Source organism: Amycolatopsis sp. NPDC048633 (assembly GCF_040650695.1).
In the GTDB taxonomy this organism is placed as follows: domain Bacteria; phylum Actinomycetota; class Actinomycetes; order Mycobacteriales; family Pseudonocardiaceae; genus Amycolatopsis.
On record NZ_JBEZHS010000009.1, the window covers coordinates 154,746 to 168,043 of the forward strand.

Genomic DNA, 13,298 nt, shown 5'->3' on the forward strand with positions numbered 1-13,298 from the left:
CTCAGCAGTCCCCCCGGGTCAGCAACGAGCCGAGGGGCTCGTCGCCGGTGATTTCGGTGCCCCGCAACCAGGTCGAGCGCACGACGCCGGCGAGCGGGCGCCGGTCGTACGCGCTGACCGGGTTGCGGTGCTTCAGCTTCGCGACGTCGACCACGAACGCCTCTTCCGGCGCGAACACGCAGAAGTCGGCGTCGTAGCCCACCGCGAGGTGCCCCTTGCGGCGCATCCCCGCCTGCGCGGCCGGGCGCTCGGCCATCCAGCGGACGACGTCCGTGAGCGCGAAGCCGCGTTGCCGCGCCTGCGTCCAGATCGCCGGCAACCCCAGCTGCAAGCTCGAAATCCCGCCCCAGGCGAGCCCGAAATCGCCGCTGTCGAAGCGTTTCAGCTCCGGTGTGCACGGTGAATGGTCGCTGACGACGCAGTCGATCACGCCGTCGGCGAGCCCTTGCCAGAGCAGCTCGCGGTTGGCCGCCTCCCGGATCGGCGGGCAGCACTTGAACTGCGTCGCGCCGTCGCGGATCTCCTCGGCGACGAAGCTGAGGTAGTGCGGGCAGGTCTCGGCCGTCAGCGCCACGCCGTCGCGGCGCGCGGAAGCTACCAGCGGCAGGGCCTCCGCCGAGGACAGGTGCAGGATGTGCGCGCGGGCGTCGTTGCGGCGGGCCGCTTCGATGACGTGCGTGATCGCGAGGTTCTCCGCCGCGCGCGGGCGAGACCGCAGGAAGTCGACATAGCGACCTCCGTGCGGTTCGGGCGCTTCGTCGATCTCGTGCGCGTCTTCGGCGTGGACGATCATCAACGCGTCGAAGGAACCCAGCTCCCGCAACGCTTCGTCGAGTCCGGCCGGGTCGAGCGGCGGGAACTCGTCGACGCCCGAGTGGAGCAGGAAGCACTTGAAGCCGAACACGCCGGCTTCGTGCAGGCCGCGTAGATCCCCGACGTTGCCAGGGATCGCGCCACCCCAGAAGCCGACGTCGACGTGCACGCGACCGGTGGCCGCCTTGCGTTTGACCTCCAGCGCCGCGACGTCGACGGTCGGGGGCAGGCTGTTGAGCGGCATGTCCACGATCGTGGTCACCCCGCCCGCGGCGGCCGCGCGGGTCGCCGTCTCGAAGCCCTCCCACTCGGCGCGGCCGGGATCGTTGACGTGGACGTGCGTGTCGACGAGTCCCGGCAGCAGCACGACATCGTCGCCGAGGTCGAGCTCACGATCGCCGGACAGCGCGGCGCCGCCGGGTTCGATCGCGACGATCCGGCCGCCGTCGACACCGATGGTCGCCGAAATCTCGCCCTCTGCCGTCACGGCCCGGGCTGCGCGCACCACAAGATCCATCCGAAAACCCTTCTCCGGGAGGATTGAACCACCGCCGATTTCACAGTACGGAAAGACGGTTTCGCACAACGACAGTAACCACGGCGCGCGCCGCTCGTCAACGACGGCCGCGGCACGTTACGGTCATCCTCGTGTGGCTTGAAGCGGAGTTCACCAGCGAACCGTTCCACGGCGAAGGTTCGCCACCCGAGCACGCGCTCGCCGCACGGGCCGCCGCCGCGGAAGCGGGGCTGGAGACCGATTTCGGGCCGTTCGGGACGCTCGCCCGGGGCGAGTCGGAGCAGCTGTTCGACGCGCTTCCGGTGATCGCGCAGGCAGCACTCGAAGCGGGCGCGACCCAGGTGACGCTGCAGGTGCGCCGGGCCGAACCGGGACGCACCGAAGCGAACGAAAAACCGGCCGAGGCGGCGGGCCCGGCCGTCGAACTGACCGACGCACTGGCCCGGCTCATCGCCGACGTCGAGCGCGAAATGGGTGCCAAGCTGGGTGAGCTCGACCGCGCCGGGAAGCAGCGAGCCGTGCGCGTCCTCCGGGAACGCGGGGCCTTCGGCCTGCGGAAATCCGTCTCCTCGGTGGCCGACGCGCTGGGCGTCACGCGGTTCACCGTCTACAACTACCTCAACCGGGAAGCCGACTGACCAGGGCTTTCAACAAAATGTTGACGGAACTCCGACGCCGACGTACGGTCAGCGGGACGCCACTCACGAGGAGTTCCCCGTGCCGCTCACCCTCACCGACTTCAACGCCGCGGACGCCGATGACGTCCGGCCGGCGCTGACCGCCTGTCTCGCCGTCCCCCGTTGGGTGGACGCGATTCTCGAACGCCGGCCGTACGCCGACCTGGACGCACTGAAAGCCGCCGCCGACCTGCCGTTGAGCAGCGACGAGATCCGGCAGGCCATGGCCGCCCACCCCCGGATCGGGGAAAAGCCGAAGCAGCGAGGCACCGAGGGCGACTGGTCGCGATCGGAACAGTCCGGTGTGGACAACGCCGACGCCTTCGCCGCAGCGAACGCCGAGTATGAAGCCAAATTCGGGCACGTCTACCTCGTGTGCGCCAGCGGGCGTAGTGGCGATGAACTGCTGAAGATCCTGCGCGAACGGCTGGAGAACGACCCCGCGACCGAACTCGCCGTCGCCGGCCGGGAACTCCTGAAGATCGCCGAACTCCGACTCGCGAAAGCGGTGACCGCGTGAGCCTCGTGACCACCCACGTCCTCGACACGGCGACCGGACGCCCCGCGAAGGGCATCGCCGTGCGCTTCGAGACCGCCGAAGGGAAGCCGATCGCCGACGGGCGCACCGACGACGACGGCCGCATCCGTGACCTCGGCCCCGAAACCCTGGACCCCGGCACCTACCGCCTGGTCTTCGACACCGGCGCCTACCTGGGCCCGGACGCGTTCTTCCCGGAGGTGGCGCTCACCTTCCGGATCTCCGACCCCGCGGCGCACCACCACGTGCCGCTCCTGCTCAGCCCGTTCGCCTATTCGACCTACCGAGGGAGCTGAACCGTGGCCATCACCCTGGGCCCCAACCAGTACGGCAAGGCGGAGGTCCGCCTGGTGACGGTGCGCCGCGACGGCCCCGTGCACCACCTGAAGGACCTCACTGTGTCGACGTCGCTGCGCGGCGAGCTGGCCGCGACGCACCTCACCGGCGACAACGCGGGCGTGCTCGCGACCGACACGCAGAAGAACACCGTGTACGCCTTCGCGAAGGAGGCGCCGGTCGGCGAGATCGAGGACTTCGGCCTGCGCCTGGCGCGGCACTTCACCGGCACGCAAGGGAACATCACCGGCGCCCGGGTCAAGATCGACGAACACGGCTGGGACCGGATCCCGGTCGGCGGCGAGCCGCACGACCACGCGTTCAGCCGCTCCGGCGACGAGCGGCGCACCACCGCCGTGACGGTCCGGGACGGGCGCGCGTGGATCGTGTCCGGCATCGACGGGCTGACCTTGCTCAAGTCCACCGGTTCGGAATTCCACGGCTTCCCGCGCGACCAGTACACGACGCTCGCCGAGACCGACGACCGGATCCTCGCCACCGCCGTCACGGCGAAGTGGCGCTACGAGGGCGAAGACGTCGACTGGGCCGAGAGCCACCGCGAGATCCGGCGCGTGATGCTGGAGACGTTCGCGACGAAGCACAGCCTTTCGCTGCAGCAGACGCTGTACGCGATGGGCCAGGCGGTGCTCGAACAGCGACCGGAGGTCGCCGAGGTGCGGCTGTCGCTGCCGAACAAGCACCACTTCCTGGTGGACCTGAGCCCGTTCGGGCTGAAGAACGACAACGAGGTGTTCTACGCGGCGGACCGGCCGTACGGGCTGATCGAGGGCACGATCCTGCGCGACGACGCCGAGGACCCGGGCCCGGCCTGGGACATCCACTGACCGCTGCGCCGCACGTCCGCCACGGCCGAAGTTGATAGAACGCTCTAACGAACGCGTATTCTCGGATCCGTGGCAGGGACCAAGGAACGCATCATGGCCGCCGGCGCCGAGCTGTTCCGGCGCAACGGGTACACCGGCACCGGGCTGAAGCAGATCGTCAGTGAGGCGAACGCGCCGTTCGGGTCGCTGTACCACTTCTTCCCCGGCGGGAAGGAGCAGCTCGGCACCGAGGTCGTCCGGAGCTCCGGGCTGGCCTACATTCAGCTGTTCGACCTGTTCATCGACCCGGCTCCGGACCTGATCAGCGGGATCGAGGCGTTCTTCGCCGCCGGGATCGCGACGCTCGAAGCCACCGACTACGTCGAGGGCTGCCCGATCGCGACCGTGGCCCTCGAGGTCGCGAGCACCAACGAGCCACTGAGGGAAGCCACCGCCGACGTCTTCACCGCGTGGATCGAGGCCGGCACCGAGAAGTTCGCCAAGTTCGGGATCAGCCGGGAGGCCGCCCGGACGCTGACCATCTCCGTCGTCAACAGCCTCGAAGGCGCCTTCGTCCTCTGTCGCGCGCTTCGGGACACCGAGGCCATGGCCGTCGCTGGAGCCACGTCCGTGGACGTCGCCAGGCGACTCCAGGGGGAAAACGGGCAACTTTAGTCGGGAATCCAACAAGAATACTCAAAATGGCGCTTGACCGAGCAGCATCCAACACGGATGCTGCTCGGTGCTGCTTCGCAGTGGTCTAGTCCTCCTGCCTCACACCGTCGTCCGGTTGGAGCGCCATGCGCCGAGTCCTCGCCGTCCTCGCCACCGCCATCGCCGCCGTGGGGCTCCTCAGCCCACCGGCCGGCGCCCTCGAAAACGGTCTCCTCCGCACCCCGCCGATGGGCTGGAACACCTGGAACACCTTCGAGTGCAACATCAACGAAACCCTGGTCAAGCAGACCACCGACCTCATGGTCAGCTCCGGGATGCGCGACCGCGGCTACACCTACGTCAACCTCGACGACTGCTGGATGACCCGCAACCGCGACGCCGCCGGCAAGCTCGTCGCCGACCCCGCGAAGTTCCCCAGCGGCCTCAAGGCCCTCGGTGACTACATCCACGCGCGCGGGATGAAGTTCGGGATCTACGAGAGCGCCGGCACCGAAACCTGCCAGCACTACCCCGGCAGCCTCGGCCACGAGCAGACCGACGCGAACAGCTACGCGAGCTGGGGCGTCGACTACCTCAAGTACGACAACTGCGGCAGCCCCGGCGGCGAGACCCAGCAGGACTACATCCGCCGCTACTCCGCGATGCGCGACGCGCTGAAGGCCACCGGCCGCCCGATCGCCTACAGCATCTGCGAGTGGGGCAACTTCTCCCCGTCGACCTGGGCGCCGGACGTCGGCAACCTGTGGCGCACCACCGGGGACATCACCAACAACTGGGGCAGCATCGACTCGCTCTACCGCCAGAACGTCGGCCTCGCGTCCGCCGCGAAGCCCGGCGCCTGGAACGACCCCGACATGCTCGAGGTCGGCGACGGCATGGACTTCCAGGAGGACCGCGCCCACTTCACGCTCTGGGCCGCGATGGCCGCGCCCCTGATCGCCGGCGCCGACCTGCGCTCCGCCAGCGTCGCCACCTTCTCGACCTACCTCAACGGCGACGTCATCGCCGTCGACCAGGACCCGCTCGGCAAGCAGGCCACGCGGATCTCGTCCAGCGGCGGCTTGGACGTCCTGGCGAAACCCCTCCAGGGCGGGGACGTCGCCGTCGTGCTGTTCAACGAGAACACCACCACGAAAACCGTCTCGACCACGGCCGCCGCGGCCGGGCTGCCCAGCGCGGCGAACTACCGGCTGACCAACCTCTGGTCGAAGGAGCTGACCACGAGCACCGGCACGATCAGCGCGAACGTCCCGTCGCACAGCACGGTCATCTACCGCGTGAAGGCCAACGCGAGCGGCAGCAGCATCGGCACCGCCCATCCGCTTCAGGGCGCGTCGTCGTCACGCTGCATCGACATCAACGGCAACCTCACGACGCCCGGCACCAAGGTCGACATCTGGGACTGCGACGGCGGAGCGAACCAGTCCTGGACGTTCACCAGCGCCGGTGAGCTGAAGGCGAACGGCCTCTGCCTCGACGCCGACGACGGCGGCACCGCGGCCGGGACCAAGCTCATCGCCTGGACCTGTCACGGCGGCACGAACCAGAAGTTCAAGCTGAACGTGGACGGCTCGATCACCGGCACGCAGTCCGGCCTGTGCGTCGACGTCACCGGCGGCGACAAGCCCGCCGGCAACGTCAACGGCACTCAGCTCGAGCTCTGGGGCTGCAACGACGACGCCAACCAGAACTGGAGTCTCAAGTAGCTCAAGTCCCCGTGAGGTGCTCCGGCCGCACCGGGACGCGCGGGAGCGCGAGCCCGGTCGCGGCGCGGATCGCGGCCACGATCGCCGGGGTCGACGAGATCGTCGGCGGCTCGCCGACCCCGCGCAGGCCGTACGGCGCGTGCGGGTCCGGGCGTTCCAGGACGTCGATGCTCATCGGCGGCATGTCCAGGACCGTCGGGATCAGGTAGTCGGTGAAGGAGGGGTTCCGGATCTTCCCGCCGGAGGTCTGGATCTCCTCCATCACCGCGAGCCCGAGCCCCTGCGCCGAACCGCCCTGGATCTGGCCCAGCACGGCTTGGGGGTTCAGCGCCTTGCCGACGTCCTGGGCGCAGTCCAGCGCGACCACCTTGACCAGGCCCAGCTCGGTGTCGACGTCGACGACCGCCCGGTGCGCGGCGAACGCGTACTGCACGTGCGCACTCCCCTGCCCGGTTTCCGGATCCAGACCGGAAGTGGGCCGGTGCCGCCACTCCACCGTTTCGTCGTAGACGTCGTCGCCGAGGACGTCCACCAGGTCGGCGAGCACCTGGCCGTCGGCCGCGACGAGCTTGCCGCCGACGACGCGCACCTTCTGGTCGAACCGGGAAAGCAGCCGCGCCCGCACCGCCGTGCAGGCGGCCTGGACGGCGCCGCCGGTGACGTAGGTCTGGCGCGACGCCGACGTCGAGCCGCCGTTGCCGATCGAGGTGTCCATCGGCAGGATCGTCACCTGCTCGACGCCCAGCTCGGTCCGCACGATCTGCTGCATGATCGTGACCAGGCCCTGGCCGACCTCGCAGGCCGCGGTGTGCACCGTGGCCGCCGGCTCGCCGCCGACCAGCTGCAGGCGCACCCGGGCCGTCGAGTAGTCGTCGAAGCCCTCGGAGAAGCAGACGTTCTTGATCCCGACGGCGTACCCGACCCCGCGGACGACGCCTTCGCCGTGGGTCGTGTTCGAGACGCCGCCCGGCATGTGCCGCAGGTCGAACGGCCGTTCCGGCGGCATCGGCTTGTCCCGCACCAGCCCCAGCAGTTCCGCGACCGGCGCGGCGGAATCGACGACCTGGCCGGTCGGCATCAGGTCGCCCTCGCTCATCGCGTTGCGGACGCGGATCTCGACCGGGTCCAGTCCACACGCGGCCGCGAGCTTGTCCATCTGCGACTCGTAGCCGAACGCGGCCTGCACCGCGCCGAAGCCGCGCATCGCGCCGCACGGCGGGTTGTTCGTGTAGGTGCCCCAGCAGTCGATCGCCGTACTGTCCACTTTGTACGGTCCGACACCGAGCGTGGCCGCGTTCGCGACGACCGCGCCCGTCGAAGACGCGTACGCGCCGCCGTCGAGGTACAGCCGCGTACGCACGTACACGAGACGACCGTCGTGAGTGGCGCCGTGCTCGTAGTACATCTTCGCCGGGTGGCGGTGGACGTGGCCGTAGAAGGACTCTTCGCGGTTGTAGACCATCTTCACCGGCTTGCCGGTGTGCAGCGCGAGCAGGCACGCGTGCACCTGCATCGACAGGTCCTCGCGGCCGCCGAACGCCCCGCCGACGCCGCCGAGGGTCAGCCGCACCTTCTCGGTCGGCAGGCCCAGCGCGGCGACGATCTGCTGCTGGTCCACGTGCAGCCACTGCGTCGCGACATACAGGTCGACGCCGCCTTCGGTGTCCGGCACGGCGAGCCCGGACTCCGGCCCGAGGAACGCCTGGTCCTGCATGCCGACCTCGTAGACGCCCGAGACCACGACGTCAGCGGCCAAGTCCTGCGGTCCACGGCGGATCTTCACGTGCCGGACGACGTTCCCGCCAGAGTGCAGCGAAGGCCCTTCGCCCGCGACGGCCGCTTCGGAGTCGGTTACCGGAGAAAGCTCTTCGTAGGAAACGACGATCCGCTTCATCGCGCGGCGCGCCGTCTCCGGGTGGTCGGCGGCGACCAGCGCCACCGGCTCGCCCTGGTAGCGCACGACTTCGGACGCCAGCACCGGCTGGTCGGTGTGCTCGAGGCCGTACCGGTTGACGCCCGGGACGTCCTCGTGCGTCAGCACCGCGTACACGCCCGGCACGGCAAGGGCTTCGGTGATGTCGATGCCGGTGATCCGCGCGTACGGGTGCGGGCTGCGCAGGGTCACGCCCCACACCATGTCCTCGTGCCACAGGTCCGACGAATACGCGAACTCGCCGCGGACCTTCACGATGCCGTCGGGGCGCTGCGGCGACGTGCCGACGCCGTCGACCGTCTGGGTGCTGACGGTGGTGGTCATCGGCTCTCCCGCAACCGGGCGCTCGCGGCCGCCAGCTCGCGGGCGATCTCGGACTCGTCGGCTTCGCGCAGCGTGCCGTCCTCGACGACGGCCTTGCCGCCGACGAACAGCCGGCGCACCGGCGGCGTGGTGCCCAGCACCAGCGCCGCGACCGGATCGGTGATCCCGGCGTAGTTCAGGCCGGTCAGGTCCCAGATCGCCAGGTCGGCGAGCTTCCCGGGCTCGATCGAGCCCAGGTCGTCCGCGCGGCCCAGGCAGCGGGCCCCGCCCATGGTGCCCATCCACAACGCCTCGCGTGTGGTCAGCCCGCGTGGTCCGCCGCGCTGGCGGGCCTGCAGCAACGCCTGGTGGAGCTCTTCGCCGAGGCCGCCGGACTCGTTGGACGCGGCCCCGTCGGCGCCGAGCCCGACCGCTACCCCGGCGTCCAGGAGGTCGCGGACCGGGGCGATGCCGGCGCCGATGCGGCCATTGGACGTCGGGCAGTGCGCCGAGCCGGTGCCGGTCGCGCCGAAGCGGCGGATCGCGTCGGGCGCGAGGTGGATGGTGTGCGCGAGCCAGACGTCGTCGGCGAGCCAGCCGAGCTTGTCGGCGTACTCGGCGGGCGTGCAGCCGACCTCGGCGAGGCACTGCTGCTCTTCGTCGAGGGTTTCGGCGAGGTGCGTGTGCAGCCGGACACCCTTGCTGCGCGCCAGGTCGGCCGCGCCGGACATCAGCCGTTCGGTGACCGAGAACGGCGAGCACGGGCCGACGGCGATCTGCAGGTGCGCCTCCGCCGAATCGTCGTGGAAGCGGCCGATCGCCGCTTCGGTGCCGGTCAGCGCCTCCTCCGTGGACTCGACGAGGTTGTCCGGCGGCAGCCCGCCGTCGGACTCGCCGCGGTCCATCGACCCGCGCACGACGTGCAGCCGGACGCCGATCCGCTGCCGGGCCGAGGCCAGCGCCGCGACCTGGTCGCCACCGTCGCGCGGGAAGACGTAGTGGTGGTCGGCGACGGTCGTGCAGCCGGTCAGGGCGAGCCTGGCCATCCCGGCGGTGCCCGCGGCGTGCGTGATCCCGTCGTCGAGGCGGCCCCAGACCGGGTAGAGCGCGACCAGCCACTCGAAGAGCGTGTGGTCGGCGGCCATCCCGCGGGTCGCCCACTGGTAGAGGTGGTGGTGGGTGTTGATGAGCCCGGGTGTGACCAGGCAGCCCGACGCGTCGACGCGCTCGTCGAACTCGCCCGTGTAGACGCCTTCGCCGACTTCGGCGATGCGGTCGTTCTCGACGACGACGTGCCCGTTCGCGTACTCCTCGCCGCTGACCGTGGCGATCGCCCCGCCGGTGATGAGTGTCCTCACGCGACACCACCCTTCGCCACGGCGCGCACGGCGTCGAGGATCTTTTCGTAGCCGGTGCAGCGGCAGAGGTTGCCGGCCAGCGCTTCGCGGATCTCCTCGTCGCTCGGATCGGGCACGCGGTTCAGCAGGTCGTGCGCGGCGACGACCAGGCCCGGCGTGCAGAACCCGCACTGCACCGCGCCTTGGTCCACAAAGGACTGCTGGACGGGGTCGAGCGTGGCGCCGTCGGCCAGGCCTTCGACCGTGCGCACCACGCGGTCCTCGGCCTGCCCGGCCGCGACCAGGCAGGCGCACACCGGGAGGTCGTCGAGGTAGACCGTGCAAGAGCCGCATTCGCCCTGCTCACAGGCGTTCTTCGAGCCCGGCAGGCCCAGCCGCTCGCGCAGGACGTAGAGCAGGCTTTCGCCTTCCCAGACGTCGTCGGCCTGCCGTTTCTCGCCGTTGATCGTGACATTCAGGCGCATGCCCGCTCCCCCGTCCGGTGTTCGTCCCAGGCCCAGGTCAACGTACGCCGTGCGAGCACCGACAGCGCGTGCTTGCGGTAGGCGGCGCTGCCGCGGACGTCGTCGATCGGCGACGTCGCTTCGGCCACCAGCTCACCGAAGCGTCGCTTCAAGGAGTCCGGCAGTGCCTGCGTCGACGTCCAGGGCAGCTCGGCGGCCAGGAACTCCTCGGCGGCGCGAGCCCGGCGCGGGGTGGGGGCGGCCGACCCGATCGCGGCGCCCACCGCGCCGCCGCGGAGGCACAGTGCGAACGAGCAGACCGCGATGACCATGGCGTTGCGCGTCCCGACCTTGGCGAACTGCTGCGGCCCGGCGTGCGCGGGCAGGTGGACGGCGGTGATCAGCTCGTCCGGGTCGAGGGCGTGGCGTTTCACGCCGACGTAGAACTCCTCCGCGCGGAGGATCCGGGTCCCCCGGACGGAGGCGGCCTCGACCCGCGCGTCCAGGGCGAGCAGCACCGGGTGGGTGTCGCCGGCGGGCGACGCCGCACCGAGGTTGCCGCCGACGGTGCCGCGGTTGCGGATCTGGGGTGACCCGACCGTGCGCGACGCCATGGCCAGGGCCGGGACGGATTCACCCAGCTCGGCGATGACGCGGGAGTACGGGACGCCGGCGCCGAGCCGGACCGTGCCGTCCGATGTGGACCACTCCGTCAGCTCCGGGACCGTGGTCAGGTCCAGCAGGGCGTCAGGGCGCCGGTGGTCGAAGTTCAGCTCGACCATGACGTCGGTGCCACCGGCGATGGGCACGGCGTCGGGACGCTCAGCTTTGAGGGCCAGGGCCTCGGCGAGCGTCGTAGGACGCAGGAACTCCACCGTTGTTGCTCCTTCGTGAGGGCGATAGACCAGTAGACGCCCAACCGGGAGCGGGCGGCAACGGCAGGGGCCATGAAACGCACGGCAGCGAAACCCGGTGCGTTTGTGCTTTCCTACAAGCCTGATGACGACCGTGAAAACTCTGCTCGGCCTGCCGGGGCTGCGGTTGCGCCCGCTGGCCGGGGCCGACCTGCTCGACCGGCCCGTGACGCGCATCTACGTCACGGAGCTGCCCGACCCCGGACGGTATCTGTCGGCGGGCGAACTGGTGCTGTCCGGTCTGCTCTGGTGGCGGCGGCCGGGGGACGCCGAGCCGTTCGTGGCCGCGCTGGCCAGGGCGGGGGCGGCGGCGCTGGCCGCCTCCGGCGCCGACTCCGGCGGCATCCCCGCCGACGTCGCCGAGGCCTGCGAACGGCACCGGATCCCGCTGCTGGAAGTGCCCACCGACCTGTCGTTCTCGGTGATCACCGAGCAGGTGGTGCTGGCGCTCGCGGCCGCGTCCGAGAGCGCGCGCAAACGTTTGCAGGCCGCCGCGGACGCGCCCGTCGAGACGCTGCTGGAGCGCGCGTCGGCGGAGCTCGGGCTGCCGTGCTGGGTGCTGTCGGGGCTCGGCCGGGTGGTCGCCGGGGCCGCCCCGCTGCCGGCGCCGGCGCCGGACGTCATCCGCCGGTACGCGGCCAAGGAGCCCGGTTCACTGACGGTGGTCCCGGTCGAGGGACGGCACGCCGTTCCGTGGCTGATCGCCGTCGGCGGGCCGCTGAGCACGGCACAGGCGGAACTGGCCGAAGAGCTCGCCGGGCTGGTGGGCGTCACGCGGGCTCGTTCTCCACGACCTGAAGCCGAATTACCCGGCGAAGCGCGCGTCGTCGCGTTGCGGACCGAAGGCAGCGATGAGAGCCGGGACGTCCTGCTGGAGCTGCTGCCGGACGCGCTCCTGCTGGAGTCCGCCGGGGACACTTCCGTCGCGGCCACCGCACGGCAGCCCGCCGCGACCGAACTGTCCACTGTGGAACCATTGCTCCGGGCGAAGCGGATTTATTGCGGGGTCGGCGATCCCGGCCCCCGGGACGAGGCGTGGGAGTCGGCCCGGTACGCGCTGGAGGTCGCGGCCCGGCGGCGCGTCCCGGTGGTCACGGCCGGCGAGGTGGACGCGCACCAGCTGCTGCTGGCCGGCGCCCCCGCCGGGGTGCGGGCGGCGCTGCGACGGCGTGTCCTCGGGCCGCTGCTGGACTACGACGCCGAGCAGCATTCGGACCTGGTGCACACCGTCCGGGTGTTCCTCGAGTGCTCGGGCTCGCCGACGCGGGCGGCGAAAGCCCTGCACGTCCACGTCAACACCCTGCGCTACCGCATCGGCCGGGCCGGCGAGCTGCTCGGCGCGGACCTGACCGAGTTCACCGACCAGCTCGACGTCTACCTGGCGTTGTGCGCGGGAGACCAGCCGGGATGAGCGACGAAATCACTTCGGCCCAGCAGGCGGGGTACGACCCGCGGGTGCTGGCCTTCGGGCGGCTGCAGGGCGCGGCGAACCGGCTCGAGTACCTGCTCGGGCGGGCACTGGAACGCGAATGCGGGATCACGCACCTGATGTACGAGGTGCTGCTGATCGTGGGCCGCGCGGGTGCGGGCGGGCTGACCATGCGCTCGGTCGCACAGGAGCAGGTGCTCACGACGGGCGGGGCGACCCGGCTGGTCGACCGGATGGAATCGCTCGGCCTGGTGACGCGGACGGCGTCCCCGCGCGACGGGCGCGTCCAGCTCGTGAGGCTGACTCCGCTCGGCGAAGAGACCACGGTGCGGGCGAGCCGGCTGCACGTCGAGAACATCGAGCAGTTCTTCTTCAGGCCGTTGCCGCCGGAGCACCGCGAGCGGTTCGCCGATGACCTGCGGACACTGAGCCACTTCGCGCGGGACGCCCTTCCGCGGCTGCGTTAGAGCAGCGTCGCCGCGGCCAAGCCGAGGAAGAGCAGCGGGGCAGCGCCGGTGGCGAACTTGCGGGCTCGGATGTGCGCGACGATGGCCCCGGCGTAGAACAGGACCAGGCCGATCCCGGCGGCGACCCCCAGGGCGGGCACGCCGAGCAGGCCCAGCGTGAGGCCGGCCGCGCCGGCGAGCTTCAGCGTGCCGAGCATCGGCAGCCAGCTCGGCGGCACGTCGACGGCGGCCGACGTGGCGAGCACAAAACGGGCCTTGAGCAGGTCGGCGACGCCGATTCCGGCGTTCAGGACGATCACGATGATGATGACGGCGGTGTGCATGCCTTCCCGACGGGGCGGCCGCCGGGAAGGTGACCGGGCTGC

The 13,298-nt window shown here is 70.9% G+C and carries 14 protein-coding genes; 8 read left to right on the forward strand and 6 right to left on the reverse strand.

The window, feature by feature from the left end; all coding sequences use genetic code 11:
- Position 1: 1 nt before the first annotated feature.
- A complete protein-coding gene (gene allB / locus AB0C38_RS19020; protein ID WP_360674606.1) occupies positions 2-1,330 on the reverse strand; it encodes an allantoinase AllB in 1,329 nt (442 codons plus the stop codon).
- A gap of 131 nt (positions 1,331-1,461) precedes the next feature.
- Between allB and AB0C38_RS19025 the strand changes: the two genes are divergently transcribed.
- The 6 genes from AB0C38_RS19025 to AB0C38_RS19050 all read left to right on the forward strand — a co-directional run bounded on the left by AB0C38_RS19025 (position 1,462) and on the right by AB0C38_RS19050 (position 6,086).
- Positions 1,462-1,968 carry a helix-turn-helix domain-containing protein gene (locus AB0C38_RS19025; RefSeq protein WP_360674609.1) on the forward strand — a complete coding sequence of 169 codons (507 nt, stop codon included), beginning with the start codon at positions 1,462-1,464 and terminating at the stop codon, positions 1,966-1,968.
- Positions 1,969-2,047: 79 nt separating this feature from the next.
- Positions 2,048-2,527: a 2-oxo-4-hydroxy-4-carboxy-5-ureidoimidazoline decarboxylase gene (gene uraD / locus AB0C38_RS19030; protein WP_360674612.1), complete on the forward strand. Its 480-nt coding sequence runs from the start codon at positions 2,048-2,050 to the stop codon at positions 2,525-2,527.
- On the forward strand, positions 2,524-2,841 hold the full coding sequence (gene uraH / locus AB0C38_RS19035) for a hydroxyisourate hydrolase (RefSeq protein ID WP_360674615.1): 318 nt from the start codon (positions 2,524-2,526) through the stop codon (positions 2,839-2,841). Before uraD ends, uraH begins: the two co-directional genes overlap by 4 nt.
- A 3-nt stretch (positions 2,842-2,844) precedes the next feature.
- Positions 2,845-3,726 carry a factor-independent urate hydroxylase gene (gene pucL / locus AB0C38_RS19040; protein WP_360674618.1) on the forward strand — a complete coding sequence of 294 codons (882 nt, stop codon included), beginning with the start codon at positions 2,845-2,847 and terminating at the stop codon, positions 3,724-3,726.
- A gap of 93 nt (positions 3,727-3,819) precedes the next feature.
- Positions 3,820-4,380 carry a TetR/AcrR family transcriptional regulator gene (locus tag AB0C38_RS19045; protein ID WP_360674901.1) on the forward strand — a complete coding sequence of 187 codons (561 nt, stop codon included), beginning with the start codon at positions 3,820-3,822 and terminating at the stop codon, positions 4,378-4,380.
- 125 nt (positions 4,381-4,505) lie between these two features.
- Positions 4,506-6,086, forward strand: coding sequence for an alpha-galactosidase (locus AB0C38_RS19050; RefSeq protein WP_360674621.1), 1,581 nt, complete (start codon positions 4,506-4,508; stop codon positions 6,084-6,086).
- A 1-nt stretch (position 6,087) separates the two neighbouring features.
- On the opposite strand, the gene pucD is transcribed toward AB0C38_RS19050, so the two are convergent.
- From pucD to AB0C38_RS19070, 4 genes are read right to left on the reverse strand one after another with little or no spacing between them, the layout of a single operon-like run.
- Entirely contained in the window at positions 6,088-8,343 is a 2,256-nt protein-coding gene (pucD, locus tag AB0C38_RS19055; protein ID WP_360674624.1) for a xanthine dehydrogenase subunit D, read from the reverse strand.
- Complete coding sequence (locus AB0C38_RS19060) at positions 8,340-9,680, reverse strand: 8-oxoguanine deaminase (protein ID WP_360674627.1); 1,341 nt, start codon at positions 9,678-9,680, stop codon at positions 8,340-8,342. Before AB0C38_RS19060 ends, pucD begins: the two co-directional genes overlap by 4 nt.
- Positions 9,677-10,144, reverse strand: coding sequence for a (2Fe-2S)-binding protein (locus AB0C38_RS19065; RefSeq protein ID WP_360674630.1), 468 nt, complete (start codon positions 10,142-10,144; stop codon positions 9,677-9,679). Before AB0C38_RS19065 ends, AB0C38_RS19060 begins: the two co-directional genes overlap by 4 nt.
- On the reverse strand, positions 10,135-10,998 hold the full coding sequence (locus AB0C38_RS19070) for a xanthine dehydrogenase family protein subunit M (RefSeq protein ID WP_360674633.1): 864 nt from the start codon (positions 10,996-10,998) through the stop codon (positions 10,135-10,137). The genes AB0C38_RS19065 and AB0C38_RS19070 overlap by 10 nt, the downstream gene beginning before the upstream one ends.
- A gap of 124 nt (positions 10,999-11,122) precedes the next feature.
- Here AB0C38_RS19070 and AB0C38_RS19075 point away from each other — a divergent pair, with 124 nt between their 5' ends.
- Both AB0C38_RS19075 and AB0C38_RS19080 read left to right on the forward strand, forming a co-directional pair.
- Positions 11,123-12,448, forward strand: a complete 1,326-nt coding sequence (locus tag AB0C38_RS19075) for a PucR family transcriptional regulator ligand-binding domain-containing protein (protein WP_360674636.1) — start codon at positions 11,123-11,125, stop codon at positions 12,446-12,448.
- On the forward strand, positions 12,445-12,933 hold the full coding sequence (locus AB0C38_RS19080) for a MarR family transcriptional regulator (protein WP_360674639.1): 489 nt from the start codon (positions 12,445-12,447) through the stop codon (positions 12,931-12,933). Before AB0C38_RS19075 ends, AB0C38_RS19080 begins: the two co-directional genes overlap by 4 nt.
- Here AB0C38_RS19080 and AB0C38_RS19085 read toward each other — a convergent pair.
- Positions 12,930-13,256 (reverse strand): DoxX family protein, encoded by a 327-nt coding sequence (locus AB0C38_RS19085; RefSeq protein ID WP_360674642.1) that lies wholly within the window; start codon positions 13,254-13,256, stop codon positions 12,930-12,932. The two genes, AB0C38_RS19080 and AB0C38_RS19085, sit on opposite strands and share 4 nt — an antisense overlap.
- Positions 13,257-13,298: the final 42 nt, after the last annotated feature.

Excerpts from the sequence above, each read along its gene's own strand:
- allB (WP_360674606.1), bottom strand. The coding sequence starts at position 1,330 with ATGGATCTTGTGGTGCGCGCAGCCCGGGCCGTGACGGCAGAGGGCGAG.
- AB0C38_RS19045 (WP_360674901.1), top strand. The coding sequence starts at position 3,820 with ATGGCCGCCGGCGCCGAGCTGTTCCGGCGCAACGGGTACACCGGCACC.
- AB0C38_RS19050 (WP_360674621.1), top strand. The coding sequence starts at position 4,506 with ATGCGCCGAGTCCTCGCCGTCCTCGCCACCGCCATCGCCGCCGTGGGG.
- pucD (WP_360674624.1), bottom strand. The coding sequence starts at position 8,343 with ATGACCACCACCGTCAGCACCCAGACGGTCGACGGCGTCGGCACGTCG.
- AB0C38_RS19065 (WP_360674630.1), bottom strand. The coding sequence starts at position 10,144 with ATGCGCCTGAATGTCACGATCAACGGCGAGAAACGGCAGGCCGACGAC.
- AB0C38_RS19075 (WP_360674636.1), top strand. The coding sequence starts at position 11,123 with ATGACGACCGTGAAAACTCTGCTCGGCCTGCCGGGGCTGCGGTTGCGC.
- AB0C38_RS19080 (WP_360674639.1), top strand. The coding sequence starts at position 12,445 with ATGAGCGACGAAATCACTTCGGCCCAGCAGGCGGGGTACGACCCGCGG.
- AB0C38_RS19085 (WP_360674642.1), bottom strand. The coding sequence starts at position 13,256 with ATGCACACCGCCGTCATCATCATCGTGATCGTCCTGAACGCCGGAATC.